15 protein-coding genes are annotated in these 16,435 nt (G+C 60.1%); 2 read left to right on the top strand and 13 right to left on the bottom strand.

Annotation, left to right across the window (positions count from 1 at the left end; all coding sequences use genetic code 11):
* Nucleotides 1–30 precede the first annotated feature (30 nt).
* The 13 genes from M0D66_RS02385 to M0D66_RS02325 all read right to left on the bottom strand — a co-directional run bounded on the left by M0D66_RS02385 (nucleotide 31) and on the right by M0D66_RS02325 (nucleotide 14,312).
* On the bottom strand, nucleotides 31–1,671 hold the full coding sequence (locus M0D66_RS02385; RefSeq protein WP_200619036.1) for an AMP-binding protein: 1,641 nt from the start codon (nucleotides 1,669–1,671) through the stop codon (nucleotides 31–33).
* 85 nt (nucleotides 1,672–1,756) lie between these two features.
* Complete coding sequence (locus M0D66_RS02380; RefSeq protein WP_093636895.1) at nucleotides 1,757–2,152, bottom strand: RidA family protein; 396 nt, start codon at nucleotides 2,150–2,152, stop codon at nucleotides 1,757–1,759.
* On the bottom strand, nucleotides 2,149–2,592 hold the full coding sequence (locus tag M0D66_RS02375; protein WP_200618994.1) for a thioesterase family protein: 444 nt from the start codon (nucleotides 2,590–2,592) through the stop codon (nucleotides 2,149–2,151). The genes M0D66_RS02380 and M0D66_RS02375 overlap by 4 nt, the downstream gene beginning before the upstream one ends.
* Nucleotides 2,589–3,797, bottom strand: a complete 1,209-nt coding sequence (locus M0D66_RS02370) for an acyl-CoA dehydrogenase family protein (protein ID WP_266208885.1) — start codon at nucleotides 3,795–3,797, stop codon at nucleotides 2,589–2,591. The genes M0D66_RS02375 and M0D66_RS02370 overlap by 4 nt, the downstream gene beginning before the upstream one ends.
* A 1-nt stretch (nucleotide 3,798) precedes the next feature.
* Nucleotides 3,799–4,650 (bottom strand): enoyl-CoA hydratase family protein, encoded by an 852-nt coding sequence (locus M0D66_RS02365; protein WP_200651781.1) that lies wholly within the window; start codon nucleotides 4,648–4,650, stop codon nucleotides 3,799–3,801.
* Between the two features lie 35 nt (nucleotides 4,651–4,685).
* Nucleotides 4,686–5,243, bottom strand: coding sequence for a MarR family winged helix-turn-helix transcriptional regulator (locus M0D66_RS02360; RefSeq protein WP_054033708.1), 558 nt, complete (start codon nucleotides 5,241–5,243; stop codon nucleotides 4,686–4,688).
* The gene (locus M0D66_RS02355; RefSeq protein WP_266208884.1) at nucleotides 5,240–6,013 is read right to left on the bottom strand and encodes an SDR family NAD(P)-dependent oxidoreductase; all 774 of its coding nucleotides are present in this window, start codon (nucleotides 6,011–6,013) and stop codon (nucleotides 5,240–5,242) included. Before M0D66_RS02355 ends, M0D66_RS02360 begins: the two co-directional genes overlap by 4 nt.
* Entirely contained in the window at nucleotides 6,010–8,382 is a 2,373-nt protein-coding gene (locus M0D66_RS02350) for a bifunctional salicylyl-CoA 5-hydroxylase/oxidoreductase (protein WP_266208883.1), read from the bottom strand. Before M0D66_RS02350 ends, M0D66_RS02355 begins: the two co-directional genes overlap by 4 nt.
* An 81-nt stretch (nucleotides 8,383–8,463) precedes the next feature.
* On the bottom strand, nucleotides 8,464–9,342 hold the full coding sequence (locus M0D66_RS02345) for a DMT family transporter (RefSeq protein ID WP_266208882.1): 879 nt from the start codon (nucleotides 9,340–9,342) through the stop codon (nucleotides 8,464–8,466).
* A 196-nt stretch (nucleotides 9,343–9,538) separates the two neighbouring features.
* Nucleotides 9,539–10,858: a thymidine phosphorylase gene (gene deoA, locus M0D66_RS02340; RefSeq protein ID WP_266208881.1), complete on the bottom strand. Its 1,320-nt coding sequence runs from the start codon at nucleotides 10,856–10,858 to the stop codon at nucleotides 9,539–9,541.
* 16 nt (nucleotides 10,859–10,874) lie between these two features.
* The gene (locus M0D66_RS02335) at nucleotides 10,875–12,149 is read right to left on the bottom strand and encodes a NupC/NupG family nucleoside CNT transporter (RefSeq protein WP_093636918.1); all 1,275 of its coding nucleotides are present in this window, start codon (nucleotides 12,147–12,149) and stop codon (nucleotides 10,875–10,877) included.
* A gap of 108 nt (nucleotides 12,150–12,257) precedes the next feature.
* Nucleotides 12,258–13,304, bottom strand: coding sequence for a purine nucleoside permease (locus tag M0D66_RS02330; protein ID WP_266208880.1), 1,047 nt, complete (start codon nucleotides 13,302–13,304; stop codon nucleotides 12,258–12,260).
* A gap of 57 nt (nucleotides 13,305–13,361) precedes the next feature.
* The gene (locus M0D66_RS02325; RefSeq protein WP_266208879.1) at nucleotides 13,362–14,312 is read right to left on the bottom strand and encodes a nucleoside-specific channel-forming protein Tsx; all 951 of its coding nucleotides are present in this window, start codon (nucleotides 14,310–14,312) and stop codon (nucleotides 13,362–13,364) included.
* Nucleotides 14,313–14,777: 465 nt separating this feature from the next.
* On the opposite strand from M0D66_RS02325, the gene M0D66_RS02320 reads away from it, so the two are divergent.
* Entirely contained in the window at nucleotides 14,778–15,080 is a 303-nt protein-coding gene (locus tag M0D66_RS02320) for a flagellar transcriptional regulator FlhD (RefSeq protein ID WP_200651776.1), read from the top strand.
* Between the two features lie 139 nt (nucleotides 15,081–15,219).
* The gene (locus M0D66_RS02315) at nucleotides 15,220–16,386 is read left to right on the top strand and encodes a helix-turn-helix transcriptional regulator (RefSeq protein WP_244869876.1); all 1,167 of its coding nucleotides are present in this window, start codon (nucleotides 15,220–15,222) and stop codon (nucleotides 16,384–16,386) included.
* Nucleotides 16,387–16,435: the final 49 nt, after the last annotated feature.

Here is a 16,435-nt window from a genome sequence, read left to right as displayed (position 1 = left end):
TCCGACAGGAAAGAGGGACTACATAATGGGCTACCCGAGCGTACGCAACTCGAAGCGTTTGATCTTGCCGGTTTCGGTACGCGGCAGCGCCTCGATGAAGGCGATAACGCGCGGGTATTTATACGGCGCCACGCTATTTTTCACGAAATCCTGCAGTTGCGCGACCATTTTGTCGTCAGGCGCATAACCTGGGTTCAGCACCACGAAGGCCTTGACGATCTGTCCGCGCGTCTCGTCGGGCACGCCGATCACGCCGCATTCGGCCACCGCGTCGTGTTGCATCAACACGCTTTCCACTTCCGGGCCGGAGATGTTGTAGCCGGCAGAGACGATCATGTCGTCGGCGCGGGCCTGATAGAACACGTAGCCGTCTTCGTCGAGATAAACCGAGTCACCGGGAAGGTTCCAGCCGTCGCGAACGAACTTCGCTTGCCGTTCGTCGGCGAGATAGCGGCAGCCCGTCGGCCCGCGCACCGCGAGTTTGCCGATTGTGCCTGCCGGCACCGGTTGCATGGCGTCGTCCACGGCCTGCACGACGTAACCCGGCACCGCGCGACCGATGGCATGCGGGCGGATCGCATCGCCTTGCGCCGAGATGAAAATATGGATCAATTCTGTACCGCCGATGCCGTCGATCATCTCGATGCCGCTTGCGTCGTGCCATAGGCGGCGCGTCGAATCCGGCAACGCTTCTCCCGCCGAGACCGTTTTCTTCAAGCTTGAAATGTCGTGATGCGCAACGAGCGGAGCCATCTGCCGATAGAACGTCGGCGCGGTGAACATGATCGTCGCGTGAAAACGCTCGACGGTTTGCAGCAAGGTCTCGGGCGTGAGCTTCTCGATCAATACCGTCGACGCACCCACTCGCAGCGGAAAGCACAGCAAACCACCGAGGCCGAATGTGAAGGCGAGCGGCGGTGTGCCGCAAAACACATCGCTCGATGAAGGTTTCAGAACATGACGCGGAAACAGATCGCACATCGCGAGGACGTCACGATGAAAGTGCATGCAACCCTTCGGCGCGCCCGTCGTGCCACTGGTGAAGGCGATCAGGCAGACGTCGTCAGCTGCGGTGTCGCAAGCGGTGAAGTGGTCCGGTTTGTTGATCGCGAGGCTGTCGAGCGAATCGGCGGAATCATCATGAAACAGACGCGTTTGTTTCAAACCCGCGCAGTAGAACTCGTCCTTGAGATCGTTGCAGCGCGCGAGTTCAGCAGTCAGGCGCGAGTCACATAGCGCGGCGCTGACTTGCGCCTTCTCGATGATCTGCTTGAGTTCTTTCGCGCGCAGCAGCGGCATGGTTGGCACTACGACCAGGCCGGCCTTCAGCGCCGCGAGCGCCGTCACCGCCATGTGCAGGCTGTTCGGTCCACGCAGCAGCACGCGGTTGCCCGGCTGCAAACCCATTTCGCCGACCAGCACATGCGCGCTGCGATTCACCAAGGCCAGCAACTCGCCATACGTGGTCGCCCGCGGTTTCCCATCCACGTCCGACCAGATCGCCGGACGGTCGCGATGCCCCGCTTCGATGGTTCTGTCGAGCAATTCCGTCGCGCAATTGAAGCGCGCCGGGTAAGCCACGTCCGGGTTGTCGAGCAGAAAGACAGGCCATTGATCCTGCGGCGGAAGATTGTCGCGCGCGAAGGTATCGACGTGTGCTGACGGTTCCATCATGGTCTCCCGGGCGTTGAGCCGGCTGAATGCGCTTCGGTTGGCTTGGTGGGTTATGTTGCTTCGTGCTTCGTATTTCGTGCGCTTACTGGGGAACCACGGCCGTGGCTTCGATCTCGACTTTCGCCTCGTCTTCGATCAACGCGACGACCTGTATCGCGCTCATCGCGATGTCGTAGTCGCCGATCAGCTCGCGAAACGCACGGCCGATATCTTTCAGCGAGGCGAGGTATTCGCGTTTGTCGGTGACGTACCAGGTCAGGCGGACCAGATGCTCGGGCCTGCCGCCCGCTTCGTGCAGGACGGCGAGGATGTTCTTGAGCGCCTGAATCGCCTGCTGTGCGAAGTCGGTGGTCTGAAAACGCGCCTGTTCGTCCCAGCCGATCTGGCCGGCGATGAATACTTGTGTGCCGGCTGCTGCAACGCCGTTCGCGTAGCCGCGCGGCTTGATCCAACCGGCGGGAAGGAGAGCTTTTTTCATGAGCGATGCGCCTCGATGGATTCAGGTTGTGGGACAAACGCCGCGAGCGCGCTCGCGATGTCTGCGGGAATGTCGATGGATGTGCCGCTTTCGAGCGATGTGGTCACGAGCACCTGTTTCGCGCTGAAGCGGATTTCGCCGCCGTGCCGGCCGACGATCTCGATACTGATCGAGCGGCGCCCGACCTTCGTGACGCTGAGTGACAGCGTGATCGTTTCGCCCATCTGGCTCGGCCGCGAAAACTCGCAATCGAGTTTGACGATCGGCAAACCGACCCGGCGTTGCGCGATCATCTGCGCATAGTCGATCTGCATGCCTTCGTTGAACCAGTCTTCGACCAACGCGTTGGTCATCACCAGATATTGCGGAAAGAACACGATGCCGGCCGGATCGCAGTGCTGGAAGCGGATGCGGACAGGCCGTTCGAAGGTCGCGTTCATTTCGCTGCGTCCTTGATGGCTTCCGCGGCGTGCGCCTTCAGAAGGTCGCGGCCGACAATCAGCTGTTGCACTTCAGTCGCGCCTTCATAGATCCGCAACGCACGAATTTCGCGGTACAGCATCTCGACGGCGGTGCCGCTTTGCACGCCCATACCGCCATAAAGTTGTACGGCGGCGTCGATCACCTGTTGCGCGCCTTCGCTTGCGTGCCACTTGGCCATTGCGGCTTCACGCGTGACCTGTTCACCCTGATCGCGCAACCAGGCTGCGCGATAGACCAGCAATGCACTGCTGTCGATCGTCAATGCCATCTGTGCGAGCTTGGCTTGCGTCAGCTGAAAATCGCCGAGCGTCTGTCCGAACATCTTGCGCGACGATGCGCGTGAAAGACCTTCGGCCATTGCATGCCGCGCGAAGCCCAACGACGCTGCCGCGACCGACGTACGGAAAATATCCAGCGTACGCATCGCGAGTTTGAACCCTTCGCCGGGTGCGCCGAGCATCTGGCTGCGCGGTACGCGTGCGCCGGCAAAGTGCAAACGTGCTAGCGGATGCGGCGCGATCACGTCGATGCGTTCGGCGATTTCCAGACCCGGCGTGTCGGCATCGACGATGAAGGCGGTGATGCCGCGTGCACCTGGTGCTTCGCCGGTTCTGGCGAACACCACGTAGAAATCGGCGATGCCGCCGTTGGAGATCCACGTCTTGTCGCCGTCGAGTACGTAGACGCCGCCGTCTTCGCGTGCTGAGAGGGACATCGCAGCGACGTCGGATCCCGCTTCCGGCTCCGACAAGGCGAAGGCGGCGATAGCGGTACCGTTCGCCACACGCGGCAAGTACCGCGTCTTTTGCTCATGCGTGCCGCCGAGCGAGATCGCGCCGGAGCCGAGGCCTTGCATCCCCAAAGCGAAATCCGCGAGACCGGAATGTTTGGCGAGCGTCTCGCGCAGCAGACACACGGCGCGTGTGTCGATCGTGTCGCCATTCCCGCCATAGGCAACGCCGCCGACACCGTATTTCAACCAGCCCGCCGAACCGAGTTCGCGCACCAGACGGCGGCAGGTTGCATCGACGTCGTCATGCTCTACGTGCGAGAGATTCGCGCGGCACCATGCTTCGATACCCGCGGCCAGTTCGCGATGGCGTGGTTCGAAAAACGGCCAGGCCAGTGCGCTGTGCAGATCCAGATCGCTGTTGGTGCTCAATTCAATCTCCCTCGAAGACAGGGCGCGACTTCGCGGCAAACGCGCTATACGCACGTTCGAAATCGCGTGTGCTCATGCAGATCGCCTGTGCTTGCGCTTCCGATTCGATCGCTTCGTCGATGCTCATGCTCCATTCCTGGTGCAGCATCTTCTTCGTGATGCCGTGCGCGAAGGTCGGACCGGCGACGAGATCGGCGGCGAGCTTCTGTGCGTCTGCGATGAGCGCTGCCGGTTCGCACAGGCGGTTATAGAAACCCCATGCGTGGCCTTCCTCGCCACTCGCTGAGCGGCCGGTGAACAGCAATTCGGCGGCGCGGCCTTGGCCGATGATGCGCGGCAGGATCGCGCAAGCGCCCATATCGCAACCGGCGAGGCCGACGCGAGAGAACAGAAACGCGAGCTTGCTGCGCGCGGTGCCGAGCCGCATGTCGGACGACATCGCCAGGATCGCACCGGCGCCGGCGCAGACGCCGTCGACCGCGGCGATGATGGGTTGCGGGCAGTGGCGCATCGCTTTGACCAGATCGCCGGTCATGCGCGTGAACAGCAGCAGTTCCGGCATCGGCAGATCGATTAGCGGGGCGATGATGTCGTGCACGTCGCCGCCGGAGCAGAAGTTCTCGCCTGCGCCGTGAATCACGATTGCCTTCACGTCGGTCGCGTACGTGAGTTGCCGGAACAGATCACGCAACTCCGCATACGATTCGAACGTCAGTGGGTTTTTACGTTCGGGCCGGTTCAGCGTGATCGTCGCGACCTTGTGGGCGACCGACCAGCCAAAGTGCCGCGCCTCGTAACCGGCGAGCGTCAGGCGGTTGCCGGCCAGTAGGGCGTCGGCGTTGGATCGTGTCATGAGTGTCTCCGGTGCAAGGCTGGGTTCCGTGCAAATCAGTCTTTCAGACTGTCGAGCAGATGTTGTTTGAGTTTGCCGAGGCGCTGATGGGTGCGCGATTTTTCGTCGAGGCTCAAGCCGCCGAACAGTTCGACCACCCATTGCTCATGCGCAATGGCCATCTTGTCGAACGCCTTGCGGCCCGCGGGCGTGAGGCACACGCTGATCGAGCGACGATCGTTGGGATCGGTGCCGCGCGAAACCAGACCTTCTTTCTCGAGCTGATCGGTAATGCCGGTCACGTTGCCGCCCGTCACCATCAAACGGCGCGACAGCTCAGTCATCTTCAGGCCTTCCGGATGACGTTCGAGTTGCGCCATCAAGTCGAAACGCGGCAACGTGGTGTCGAATTCATTGCGCAGGCGCTTGCGCAGTTCGGCCTGCACGAGATTGGTCGTGGTCAACATGCGCAGCCACAAACGCAGGCCCATGTGGCTATCGGCGCCGGTACTCATTTCCAGATCCACGACGTTCTCCGCTGGTTTGGCGACGCCTTTGCGCGGCGGCTTTGCGTCAGCCGTCGTAGTCTTTTTAAGGTTCGATAACTTGGTCACATTACTTCTCCACCGGAGATGGAAATGGATTGCCCCGTGATCGCGTCCGAGCCGGGTTGGCTGAGCCAAAGCACCGCGTTGGCGACCTGTTCCGGGCTTACGAAGCGACGCTGCGGATTCGTGCGCAGCAAGGTTTCGCGCGCCTGCTGTTCGGTGCGCGAGGTCTTGCTGGTGATCTGTTCAAGCGACGTGTGCAGCAGTTCGGTTTCCGTGTAGCCGGGGCATACGGCGTTGACGGTGACGCCTTTCGTCGCGACTTCCAGTGCGAGTGAGCGCGTCAGGCCGATCACGCCATGTTTCGCGGCGCAGTAAGCGGCGACATAGGCGTAGCCGATTTGCCCCGCCGTGCTCGCGACATTGACGATGCGGCCGTGGCCGCGCTCGAGCATGCCGGGCAACACGGCGCGCGTACCGAGGAAGACCCCGGTAAGGTTCACATCGAGCATGCGCTGCCAGAGCGCCATGTCGGTGTGGGTGAAGGGCGCGGCTTGCGCCTGGCCGGCGTTGTTGACGAGGATATCGATTGCGCCGGCTTGTGCGAATGCCTTCTCGACCGATTCTTCGCTTGTGACGTCGACGCTGATGCAGGCGACGTCGCCGAGTCCGTTGAAACTTTCCCGCTGCGCATCGAGACGTTGCGCGTTGCGTCCCATCAAGGTGACGCGCGCACCGGCACGCAGCAGCGCTTCGGCCACGGCTGCGCCGATGCCGCTGCCGCCGCCTGTGACGACAGCGTGCTGTCCTGCGAGGGTCGTGTTGGGCGTATTCACGTGGTTCCTTCAGCGCGTTGCGCGCGCTCTTGCGGCGACAAGCCTGCGTTTGCGGCGGCCTGTGCACGTTCACGTTCGAGATTGCGCTCGAGTTGCGACTTGGCTGCCGTGTATGGTTTCGGCCACGTCACGTCCAGATAGCCGATTTTTGCGGCTTCATTCAACGTCCACGACGGATTGGCCAGATGCGGCCGCGCGATCGCACAGAGATCGGCGCGGCCCGCCGCGATGATGCTGTTCACGTGGTCCGCTTCCGAGATCGCGCCAACGGCGATGGTTGCGATGCCGGCTTCGTTGCGCACGCGGTCGGCGAATGGCGTCTGGAACATGCGGCCAAACACGGGCTTTTCCTGCTTGCTGACCTGGCCCGACGAGACGTCGATCATGTCGGCGCCTGCCGCCTTGAAGGCGCGGGCGATTTCCACGGCGTCGTCGGGCGTGGTGCCGCCTTCGACCCAATCGTTAGCGGAAATACGCACTGAAATCGGTTTGTCTTGCGGCCAGACGGCGCGGATCGCCTTGAAGACCTGCAACGGGTAGCGCAGACGATTTTCGAGCGAGCCGCCATATTCGTCCGTGCGCTGGTTGGTCAGCGGCGACAGGAAGCTCGAGAGGAAATAGCCGTGTGCGCAGTGCAGTTCGAGCCAATCGAAGCCTGCCTCGGCGGACATTTGCGTGGCGCGTACGAATTGCGCTTCGATTTCTTTAAGTTCGTCTCGTGTGGCTTCATGCGAGGTCTGACTGACGCCGCTTAAATATTGCTGCGGTGAAGCGGACACCAGCGGCCAGTTGCCTTCGTCAAGCGGCTGGTCGATGCCTTCCCACGCAACGCGCGTCGAACCTTTTGCGCCGGAGTGCCCCAGCTGAATGCCGATCTTGGCGTCCGACTGAGCGTGCACGAGATCCACGATGCGTTTCCACGCCGTGAGATGCTCGGGCGAGTACATGCCGGGACAAGCGGGCGTGATCCGCGCTTCGGGCGACACGCAGGTCATTTCCGTCATGACCAGCCCGGCGCCGCCCATGGCGCGGGCACCAAGATGCATCAGGTGATAGTCACCGGCGATGCCGTCGACGGCCGAGTATTGCGCCATCGGTGAGACGACTACGCGGTTTTTCAGCGTGACGCCACGCAACGTGAAAGGCGTGAACATCGGCGGAACAGAGTGCTTTTCAGGCGCGCGATCAATGCCTGAGCGGTGTGCGAGCCAGTCTTCGAACGTCGAGAGATAGGTTGCGTCACGCTCCCGCAAGTTCTCATGCGAGATGCGCTGCGAGCGTGTGAGCAGCGAATACGCGAACTGTTCCGGCTCGAACGACGTATAGCGGTCGACATGCTCGAACCACTCCGTCGAATTGCGCGCGGCGTTCTGGATACGCAATACGTCGATACTGCGGACATCCGTGTAGTGCTGCAACGCAGCGGGCAGATCACCCGGATGCGTGCCGATACTGTTGGCGAGTTCGATCGAATCTTCGAGCGCGAGCTTGGTGCCCGAGCCGATCGAGAAATGTGCGGTGTGCGCCGCGTCGCCCATCAGCACGATCGGCGTTTGCGAGCCGTCGGCGTTGCCGCGCCAATGCACCCATTCCTCATTGACGACGCGTGGGAAACGAATCCACTGCGACGACCCACGCAAATGCGCGGCGTTCGACAGCAACGGGTTGCCGTCCAGATACTTGGCGAACAGCTTCTCGCAGAACGCGATGCTGTCTTCCTTGCTCATTTCGTCGAGACCGGCGGCGCGCCACACGCGCTCCGGCGTTTCCACAATAAACGTCGAGGTCTGATCGTCGAAGCGGTAGGCATGGGCCTGGAACCAGCCAAACTCGGTTTCTTCGAAAGCGAATGTGAAGGCGTCGAAGAGCTTTTTGGTGCCGAGCCAAACAAAGCGGCAATCGCGCATGTCGATCGCGGGCTTATAGGTGGCGGTGTACTTCTGACGGATGGCGCTGTTGGCGCCGTCACAGGCGATGATCAGGTCGGCTTCGTAGACGGTGTCGTCCGTGACCTGAGTTTCGAAAACCAGTTTGACGCCCAGTTCTTCGCAGCGCGCCTGCAGGATATTCAGCAGACGTTTGCGGCCGATGCCGCAGAAGCCGTGGCCCGACGAGCGAACCTGCCTGCCGCGGAAATTGATCTCGATGTCGTCCCAGTGGTTGAAGGCGTCGAGAATCGCGTCCGCGCTGGGGGCGTCGGCGGCGCGCAGGTTGCCGAGCGTCTGGTCGGAGAACACCACGCCCCAGCCGAAGGTGTCATAGGGCCGGTTGCGCTCCACCACCGTGACGTCATATGCCGGGTTCCGGCCCTTCATTAACAGGCCGAAGTACAAGCCCGCCGGGCCGCCGCCGATACATACGATGCGCATGTTGACTCTCCATGTGAACCTGCTCTGGAGGGTAATTTAGGCGTCGATAGTTTAGATGTCAAGTAAATTGTCGGAGGGCGTCTATGCTCGTTGCCGTCCAATCTGCAACATCGCGATACTGGCAAGAATCAGGGCGATGGCGGCCACTTCCAATGCGCCAACCCTTTCCCCGGCGACCCAACCAATCAGAAGCGCAACGGTAGGTGTAATGTAGGTTGAGCCCGAAGCGGCAACTGCGCCGAGCTCCTGCAGCAGGAAGTAGTAGATCAGAAAGGCAATGCCGGTTCCCAGGACACCAAGTCCGACCACGACACCGGTGGCCGCCCGCCAATCCTGCAGTATGTGCCGCATCCCGGTGAAGTCTGTGAGCAAGGTCAGTATGAGCAGGGCCAGCCCCATTTGCCACGTGACCAACGCCAAGGGCGGGAGGTTGAATGGCGACAGAAAACGGCGGACGTAAACATACGACAGCCCGAGGGTGATCGCACCTGCCAACATCCAGAAAACGCCGGCAAGATCGATGGGGTTGTCTGCACCTTCCCAAGGCCGCGCAATCAGAACGATGCCGGCAAATCCCAGAACCACGCCTGCCACCATCAACCCGTTCACCTTCTCGGTTCGCAGGAGCAATAGTGAGGAGATAGCAGTGAATATGGCAATGGAGCCGCCCAAAACGCCTGCGGTGCCCGAAGGAAGCAGCGCAGTGCCTTTTACGATGGCAACATAGTAGAAAGCTGTCGCCACAGAGGCCATGACGAAGAAGTGAGGCAGATGACGCACCTGGCTACGGTTGATCACTCCCTGATGCCAGGCGGCGAGTGCCAGTGGCAGGAAGCCGAAAAGTACCCGTAAAAACGCGATCTGCATTGGGCTGATCAGGGTCACCGCCCACTTCATGTAGATAAAGTTCGATCCCCAGATGAAGCCAAGAAGGACGAAGGCAGCCTTGGTAAGCCTCATAGTGCATGCCTCGCCGACCAATGAGATTGATCGTCAGTACATCAAAGTCCAAAATCTGCGGATAGAACAAAAGCGGCATCGCCGTAGGACGTGCTGGTCGTGATTCGGCGGCCGCATCGCATGTGCGTTTCCGATTGCGCATCCGTGTCGGGAACCAGAACTACGGCACGCACGGTGCTCGACTCCCCGGTCGGCTCTACTGAACGATTCGATAGATGGTTGGCGGTAGCGTTTCGCCTGCCGCGGAAAGCGTGTATGCGCGCTGCACCTCCGCCACCGCATGCGCCGCTTCCCGGGCGCTGCGTGCGTGCACGAAGCCAAGTGGCTGCCCGACGTCCACGTGTTGTCCAAGCGGTACGAGTTCCGATAGGCCGACAGCGTAGTCGATCGAATCTTCCGCCCGCACCCTGCCTCCACCCAGTTCCACGACGGCGACGCCGAGCGCGCGGCAGTCGATCCGCTCTACCTGTCCCGCCCCCGGTGCAGGAACCGGAATCCTGATCTGCGCTTTGGCCAGATAACGCGCTGGCGCGTCGATCAAGTCGATGGGGCCGCCCAGCGCCGCCACCATTTTCGCGAAGCGCTCCGCAGCCGCACCGGAGTCGAGGACCGCCTGCAACTTGATTCGCGCCTGCGCGTGGTCGGTAGCAATGCCGCCGTTGATCAGCATCTGCGCGGCGAGCGCTATCGTGACGTCGTGCAGACGATCTGGACGCGACTTACCTGTCAAATAATCGATTGCGCACGCCACTTCCAGCGCATTGCCCGCGCACGGCGCGAGCGACTGGTTCATGTCGGTCAGCAGCGCCGTGGTCTTCATGCCTGCGCCGTTGCCGACGTCGACGATGCTCCTCGCGAGTTCGAGCGATTTTTCCGGAGTCGGCATAAACGCGCCCGAGCCTACCTTGACGTCCATCACGAGACCTTCAAGCCCTGCTGCAAGCTTCTTCGACAGGATCGACGCAGTGATCATCGCGACGGATTCGATCGTCGCCGTGTTGCCCCGGATCGCATAGATGCGCCTGTCGGCGGGCACGAGCTGCGCAGTCTGGCCGATGATCGCCACGCCGACGTCGCGTACTGCGTGCTGAAATTCGTTTGTATCGGGCGTCACGTTATAGCCCGGGATCGAATTCAGCTTGTCGAGCGTGCCGCCCGTATGTCCGAGCCCGCGTCCGGAAATCATCGGCACATAAGCCCCACAAGCGGCAACCATCGGACCGATCAACAACGAGGTCAGATCGCCGACGCCACCGGTCGAGTGTTTGTCGACGATCGGTCCATTCAGGTTCAACGCATGCCAGTCGAGTACCTGCCCCGAGTCGCGTTGCGCAAGCGTGAGCGCGACGCGTTCGTCGACGCTCAGGTCGTTGAAATAGACTGCCATCGCGAATGCTGATACCTGCCCCTCGGTGACGCTGCCATCCACCACGCCGCGAACGAACGCTGCAATTTCGTCCCGCTCGAGTGGCTGCCGGTCACGTTTCTTGCGAATGAATTCCTGGGGCAGGAACATGACGACTCCTTCAATATCAATGCAAGGAAAAGAAGAGACCGGCAATCGCCGCGCTCATCAGATTCGACAGCGTGCTGGCCGTCAGCGCGCGCAGACCGTGGCGCGCCACTTCCGAGCGACGCTCCGGCGCTACAGCACTGAATCCGCCGGCCAGAATCGCGATCGACGAAAAATTCGCGAAGCCGCACAGCGCAAACGATACGATCGCAATCGTCTTGGGATCAAGAACCTGCAGTCCCGCCGCGGCGACCTGCGCGGTGTCCTTCAGGTACGGCGACAGGTCTCCGTAGGCGACGAACTCGTTGAGAATCAGCTTCTCGCCGATGAAGTTGCCGGCTAGCGACGCATCGTGCCACGGCACGCCTATCATCCAGGCAAGCGGCGCCAACAAGCCGCCCAGCAGCCCCTGCAGCGTGACGTTCGCAAAGCCGAACAATGCGGCAATGCCACCCACGCCCGTATTGACGAGCGCAATGAGACCGATGAAGGCAATCAGCATCGCCCCCACATTGATGGCGATCTTCAGTCCGATCATCGCGCCCGAGGCGGCCGCCTCGATGACATTGGCTGAACCCTTCTCGTCGAAATCCAGCCCGTCGATATTCATCTGGGTTGGCTCAACAGTCGGATACAGCAGCTTGCCGAACAGCAGGCCGCCCGGCACGGCCATGAACGATGCAGCCAGCAGATACTCCATTTTCACGCCAAGGCCGGCATAGGCAGCAAGCACGGACCCTGCTACCGAAGCCATCCCGCTTGACATCACGGCAAAGATCTCCGCGCTGGTCATTTGCCGCACGAACGGTTTCACGAGGGCCGGCATTTCGCTTTGACCGAGGAAGATGGTTGCGACTGCCGAGCACGCTTCAATGCGGCTTACTGCCAGCAATTTTTCCAGCGCCATACCGACGATGGTGACGATCCACTTCATGATGCCGACGTAATAGAGTACCGCGATCAGCGCGGTCACGAAGATGATCATAGGCAGCACACGCAGGCCGAACACAAAACCGCCCGCACCGAAAAGCTCGAACATCTTGCTGTCGACCAGCCCGCCGAAGATAAACGACACACCGTGGTTGCCCATTTCGAGCACACGGTTGACAGCGGTGGCAACGACCGCGAGCGCGCTACGTCCGAACGGGACGAACAGCACGAGCGCGCCGATTGCCAACTGTGTCGCAAGCGCGGCGAAAAGGGTCCGGGGCCGTACCGCGCCACGGTTGTTCGATAGCAAATAGGCAATCAACAGCAGTATCAACATGCCGCAAAGGCTGCGCACGATATCCACGTAGTTCCCCTTCGAAGTTAGGGAAATAAGACCGCCCCGGATTGAGGCGGACGGCACGACCGGAGGCGGGCATCTTTTCCACCGGTCGTGAGAATCAACACGGTGTGTTTAATTGGCCGGTACGCCGTCTTTCCAGTGCTTCCAGTCCTTGACGATCGCAGCCACGAGCGGCGAGCCGGTCAGATAGAGGTTGTTGAGCGCCGGGACAAAGCCACCTTGATTCTGGTAATCGAGCAGGTTGTCGACGTTCGAGACGCCTTGTGGCGGACGATCGAAGTCCGAACCGGCACGCAACACCGCTACGCGCTGCGTATCGGCGAGGCCCGCCGCCTGCGCACGCTTGATGACCTCGAAGGTCGCGTTGTCTTCCTGCTGCGTCGTGCAGTACACGCCCTTGCCGTCGGTCAGAAGCCGGGTCCAGTCGCGGGCGCGCTGCCCTAAGGCATTGCCCGAGAACCACGTATCGCCCGCGAGGGTGTCGCACTGAATGACGGTCGGACGCTGATTGGCCGGCGCGCTCTGATATTTCGCGCGATAGGCGACTGCCTGCGGGCTGTCGGTCAGCGTCACGTCGCGCGAAAGACCGTAGGCCTTTTGCAGCAGCGCCTCGTTCAGTTGAAACACTTCGGTGCGGTAATCCAGCGGCGGTTTTTCGTTTTCGCTCTTTGTGTTGATGCCGAGATAGCCGGATTTCCATCCCGCCGGAATCTCACGCGCATCCAATTCCCACTGGATGCCGAAATCCACCAGATAGCGCGCCCAGGCGGCTGAGCCAAGCGTTCCCTGTGCCGGGTCGATGCCGGCGATGCCCGATACGAGGAAGTACGTCTTGCGTAAATCGAATTTTCTCGAATACACCAAAGCGGACATCGAGGCCGCCGCGTTCGTGTGGCCCATGCCGGTCGTCAGGACACACACGCTGTCGTGGTTGCACTGGACGTCGGGATAGTCCGCGGACAGACCCGGTACCTTGACGTGTTCCATCGGACCCAGGTGGTCCAGCCACACTTTGCCTTCCGGCCCGAACATGCTGATGATGAGGACCTTCACAGGCCGCGGACGTTGTGTGGCGTCACCCGCGGAATGGGCGCTGGTTACCAGCGAAACCGCGAGTCCCAATCCCGCAAGCATTCGCCAAAATTTTTGCTTTAACATGAAATCGGTGTCCCTGATCGTTTGTGAGGTTTGATCTGGTTTGTGTTGTCTATGCGATCAGAACTGGTAACCGACGCTGGCGTAATAGCCCCAACCGGTCGAACGGTTTGCAAACGGACCATCGCCAAAGTTGAGGTCTCCGCCAGCCCATTGACCGCCGTTGTGGAAGTAGCGGGCAGCGGTCCAGAAGCGCCAATGCGTAAACGAGTAGATCAGCACGTTTGTTGCGACGAAGGCCGTATCGGTCCGGGTATCGTCACCCGTCTTTTCGCGCAGCCGGGAGCCGAAGTCATAGTTGAAGAAGCCGACGTAGGTCAGATTGCCACCGTGGAACGTACCAAGCGGATAGATGTATTTCATCTGGGCGCGATAGCCGTCCCACGAGTTCTCGTTCGCCGCGCCGTAGTTTTCCCATTGACGCTTCACATACAAATTAGCGGACAGAATTAGTGGGGTGTGTGTGTCGATATCCGTGCCGATGCCGCTGTACAGGGTGTTCTGGCGGCCACCGATGTTATAGCCCTGGTCGTAAATCCAGTCGAACGCCAGATACCATTCCTTGAATGGGCCAAAGCCAAGGTGCTTGCCAACGAGGTCGTCGATCGATACGCGCGGCTCCTGCTCGCTGAAGACAGGTGACCCTCTATCCCACACGCCGGAGTCATGCGTACTGCCCACGCCGAAGACCTTCGGCGCATCCACGTAACCGTACAGGTCGAACGGACCCTTGCGGCCGAAGTATTCATACTCCAGGTACACGTCGTTGGTCTTGTACGGACCGAAGCGAATGTCTTTCGAGCCAATCACGCCCAGACTCTGGTGAAACCAGCTCGACACATAAGGAGAAGCCGTCGTTTGCGGCGTCGGATTAGTCACGACAGCACCGCTTTCCGCAAGCGTCGAGTCAGTGGAACCGTCGGCCCAGGCCGTTTGCGCGACCAGCAGGCTGACCGACATCGCCATACCGATCCAGGTCGCAAGCGCGCCACAGCGCCTTGCGCGAGCCATCCATTTCTTTCCGTCCATTTCTTTTGGATACCTAATGTTAGTCATCGGATCGAATCCTTACTGTTGTTAATATTTTCGATGAGCCACTGCTGTGTGAATCTCTCCAAACCTTGGCAGGAGCACCGCTAAACTGCAGACCGCATGTTCTGCGTGCACTGATGCCCCAATGTTGACCGGTCAGTCAGCTTTAAACGCCAATATCCACGCAGGCCGCGAGTAAATGCAGGAACCATGCCAAAGTTGTCTGATCGGTCAGGATTTGGATTCGCGCCAGGGCGGCGCAGTGCATGTAGGGAGTTCCCTACGGAAATTTCCGTATCAACCTAGCGAAGTTTCCGCGAGTCCTGACTGCGCGGCACCCGCCGCGGATCTACCATCTACATACGGTGACGTTTGTTGCGTCTGTGCGCTGCGCGGGGCCTTCGCAGCAGGGACGATCCGGTCGGTATTGCGGGGGGAGTTGAAATGGAACACGACGCGCACCGTCTGATACACGAGATAAATCTTTCCTATCTTCTCCTGACCCGGCGCCTACTCGTGGAAGACAAAGCTTCGGGCATGAGCAGTCTCGGTGTGCTGCCGGAGGTGGCCGATGTTCTGATGGCGCTTTCGCCCGAAGAGATCGAGAGGCTCGCCTCTACTTCGCAGATACTTTGCTCGTTCCGCTTTCATGACCACACGGTGCTGTCCGCGCTGACACACAGTCAGGTTGAGGTTGCGGTCATGGCGCGTTCGCCGGTGTGCCAGCCGGTCGGGCAACGCGCTTAAGCCGAAACCATTTCTCCCCGGTCTTCGCGCCCCACCGCACAGCAAAACGCCGCATTGGTGGAGGAAAGTGCCGCAGCGGCTCAGAGTGTTGAACATCAATCGCGCTTGTTACATGAAGCCGTCTCGGTCCTTGAGCCGGATGGCTTGGCTCAAGCCGGTGAACGCCGATCGTTCTCCTGTCTGGGACCACATGGGTACGGTCCCATCGGTGAATTATCAATCACTCGTTCTGCATACGATGCACTTTACTGCCGAAGATCTTCGTCTCGTGCTGGAGCTGGTCGAACTACTCGGCAGGCCCTCGCCCGAGAATCTTATCGATCGCCCAGACGTAATTCAGAAACTTGCGTCTCTATTCCACGCAGACTTTATCGGACACGCCATTTGGAGTCGCGACAATGGTCAATTCGAACAGGCCACTCACTGGGGCCGCGACGCTCACATGGCTGTGGAATACGAACAGCACTTTCAGTTTCTTGATCCAATTTCCCCCTTGCTAATTGGGCGCGAGGACGCGGTTCTAAGCGACAGTTTGATCGATCGACGAACTTTCCGTAACACAGAATATTTCAGTGACTTTCTTTCACGTTACCGGGTGTATTCCGGCGTCGACCTGTACCCGCACGAAGTCGGGCACGTTCAGTTTAACTATCGGTTTTGGACTAGCAATCAGAAAAAGCGCTTCGGAGAGCGCGAAGTTGCTTTGCTCAATATGCTGCGTCCTTACCTGATCAACGAATACCAATTACGCCACGTAGCGCGCACCAACAACCAGACGGATACAGCCATAGAAAATTACGCGAGCTTCCTGGTTCAGGAATCAGAAAAACCGAAACCCAATCAAAAGGCTCATAAGCTTCTGGCTGGTTTGCAACCGGCTGAACGGGAGGCGTTGTGCCGTCTGATATCCCGGATACCGTATGACCCATCTGCGACTGCGCAATGGAACGGTTTTGACCTTTGCGTCGAGTACGCTGCCGATGAACGCAAGAAGGGACGTGCGTACATGGTTTATCTGTTGGCGCGTACGGTCGGTTCGGGGTCCTGGTTTCAGCAACACTTTGACCTCACTCTTCGTGAAGGCGAAATTTGCCCCTTGCTACTCAAGGGTTTGGCCGACAAACAGATAGCAGCCATCCTGAAGATCAGCTACTGGACTGTGCGCATTCATGTCGGCCGAATACTTGAAAAACTCGCGATCGATTCTCGCGCCGGCATTGGACTCGCCGTGCTCAAGGCGAGCCACAACACCAGGGCCGACAAAGCGTATCTACCGGACACGTCATCCATTGTGTTTCCGTCCTAAGGCGGTTACCCCGATGCGATAAAACACGTCCCGCATGGCTAGGATTAGC

Source organism: Paraburkholderia sp. SECH2, assembly GCF_030464795.1.
Classification (GTDB): Bacteria; Pseudomonadota; Gammaproteobacteria; order Burkholderiales; family Burkholderiaceae; genus Paraburkholderia; species Paraburkholderia aspalathi.
This window is presented reverse-complemented; position numbering and strand designations above follow the sequence as displayed.

What these genes read in the sequence shown, in the direction of transcription:
- M0D66_RS02385 (WP_200619036.1), bottom strand. Translation starts at nt 1,671, where the DNA reads ATGGAACCGTCAGCACACGTCGATACCTTCGCGCGCGACAATCTTCCG.
- M0D66_RS02380 (WP_093636895.1), bottom strand. Translation starts at nt 2,152, where the DNA reads ATGAAAAAAGCTCTCCTTCCCGCCGGTTGGATCAAGCCGCGCGGCTAC.
- M0D66_RS02375 (WP_200618994.1), bottom strand. Translation starts at nt 2,592, where the DNA reads ATGAACGCGACCTTCGAACGGCCTGTCCGCATCCGCTTCCAGCACTGC.
- M0D66_RS02365 (WP_200651781.1), bottom strand. Translation starts at nt 4,650, where the DNA reads ATGACACGATCCAACGCCGACGCCCTACTGGCCGGCAACCGCCTGACG.
- M0D66_RS02350 (WP_266208883.1), bottom strand. Translation starts at nt 8,382, where the DNA reads ATGCGCATCGTATGTATCGGCGGCGGCCCGGCGGGCTTGTACTTCGGC.
- M0D66_RS02345 (WP_266208882.1), bottom strand. Translation starts at nt 9,342, where the DNA reads ATGAGGCTTACCAAGGCTGCCTTCGTCCTTCTTGGCTTCATCTGGGGA.
- deoA (WP_266208881.1), bottom strand. Translation starts at nt 10,858, where the DNA reads ATGTTCCTGCCCCAGGAATTCATTCGCAAGAAACGTGACCGGCAGCCA.
- M0D66_RS02330 (WP_266208880.1), bottom strand. Translation starts at nt 13,304, where the DNA reads ATGTTAAAGCAAAAATTTTGGCGAATGCTTGCGGGATTGGGACTCGCG.
- M0D66_RS02325 (WP_266208879.1), bottom strand. Translation starts at nt 14,312, where the DNA reads ATGGCTCGCGCAAGGCGCTGTGGCGCGCTTGCGACCTGGATCGGTATG.
- M0D66_RS02320 (WP_200651776.1), top strand. Translation starts at nt 14,778, where the DNA reads ATGGAACACGACGCGCACCGTCTGATACACGAGATAAATCTTTCCTAT.
- M0D66_RS02315 (WP_244869876.1), top strand. Translation starts at nt 15,220, where the DNA reads ATGGCTTGGCTCAAGCCGGTGAACGCCGATCGTTCTCCTGTCTGGGAC.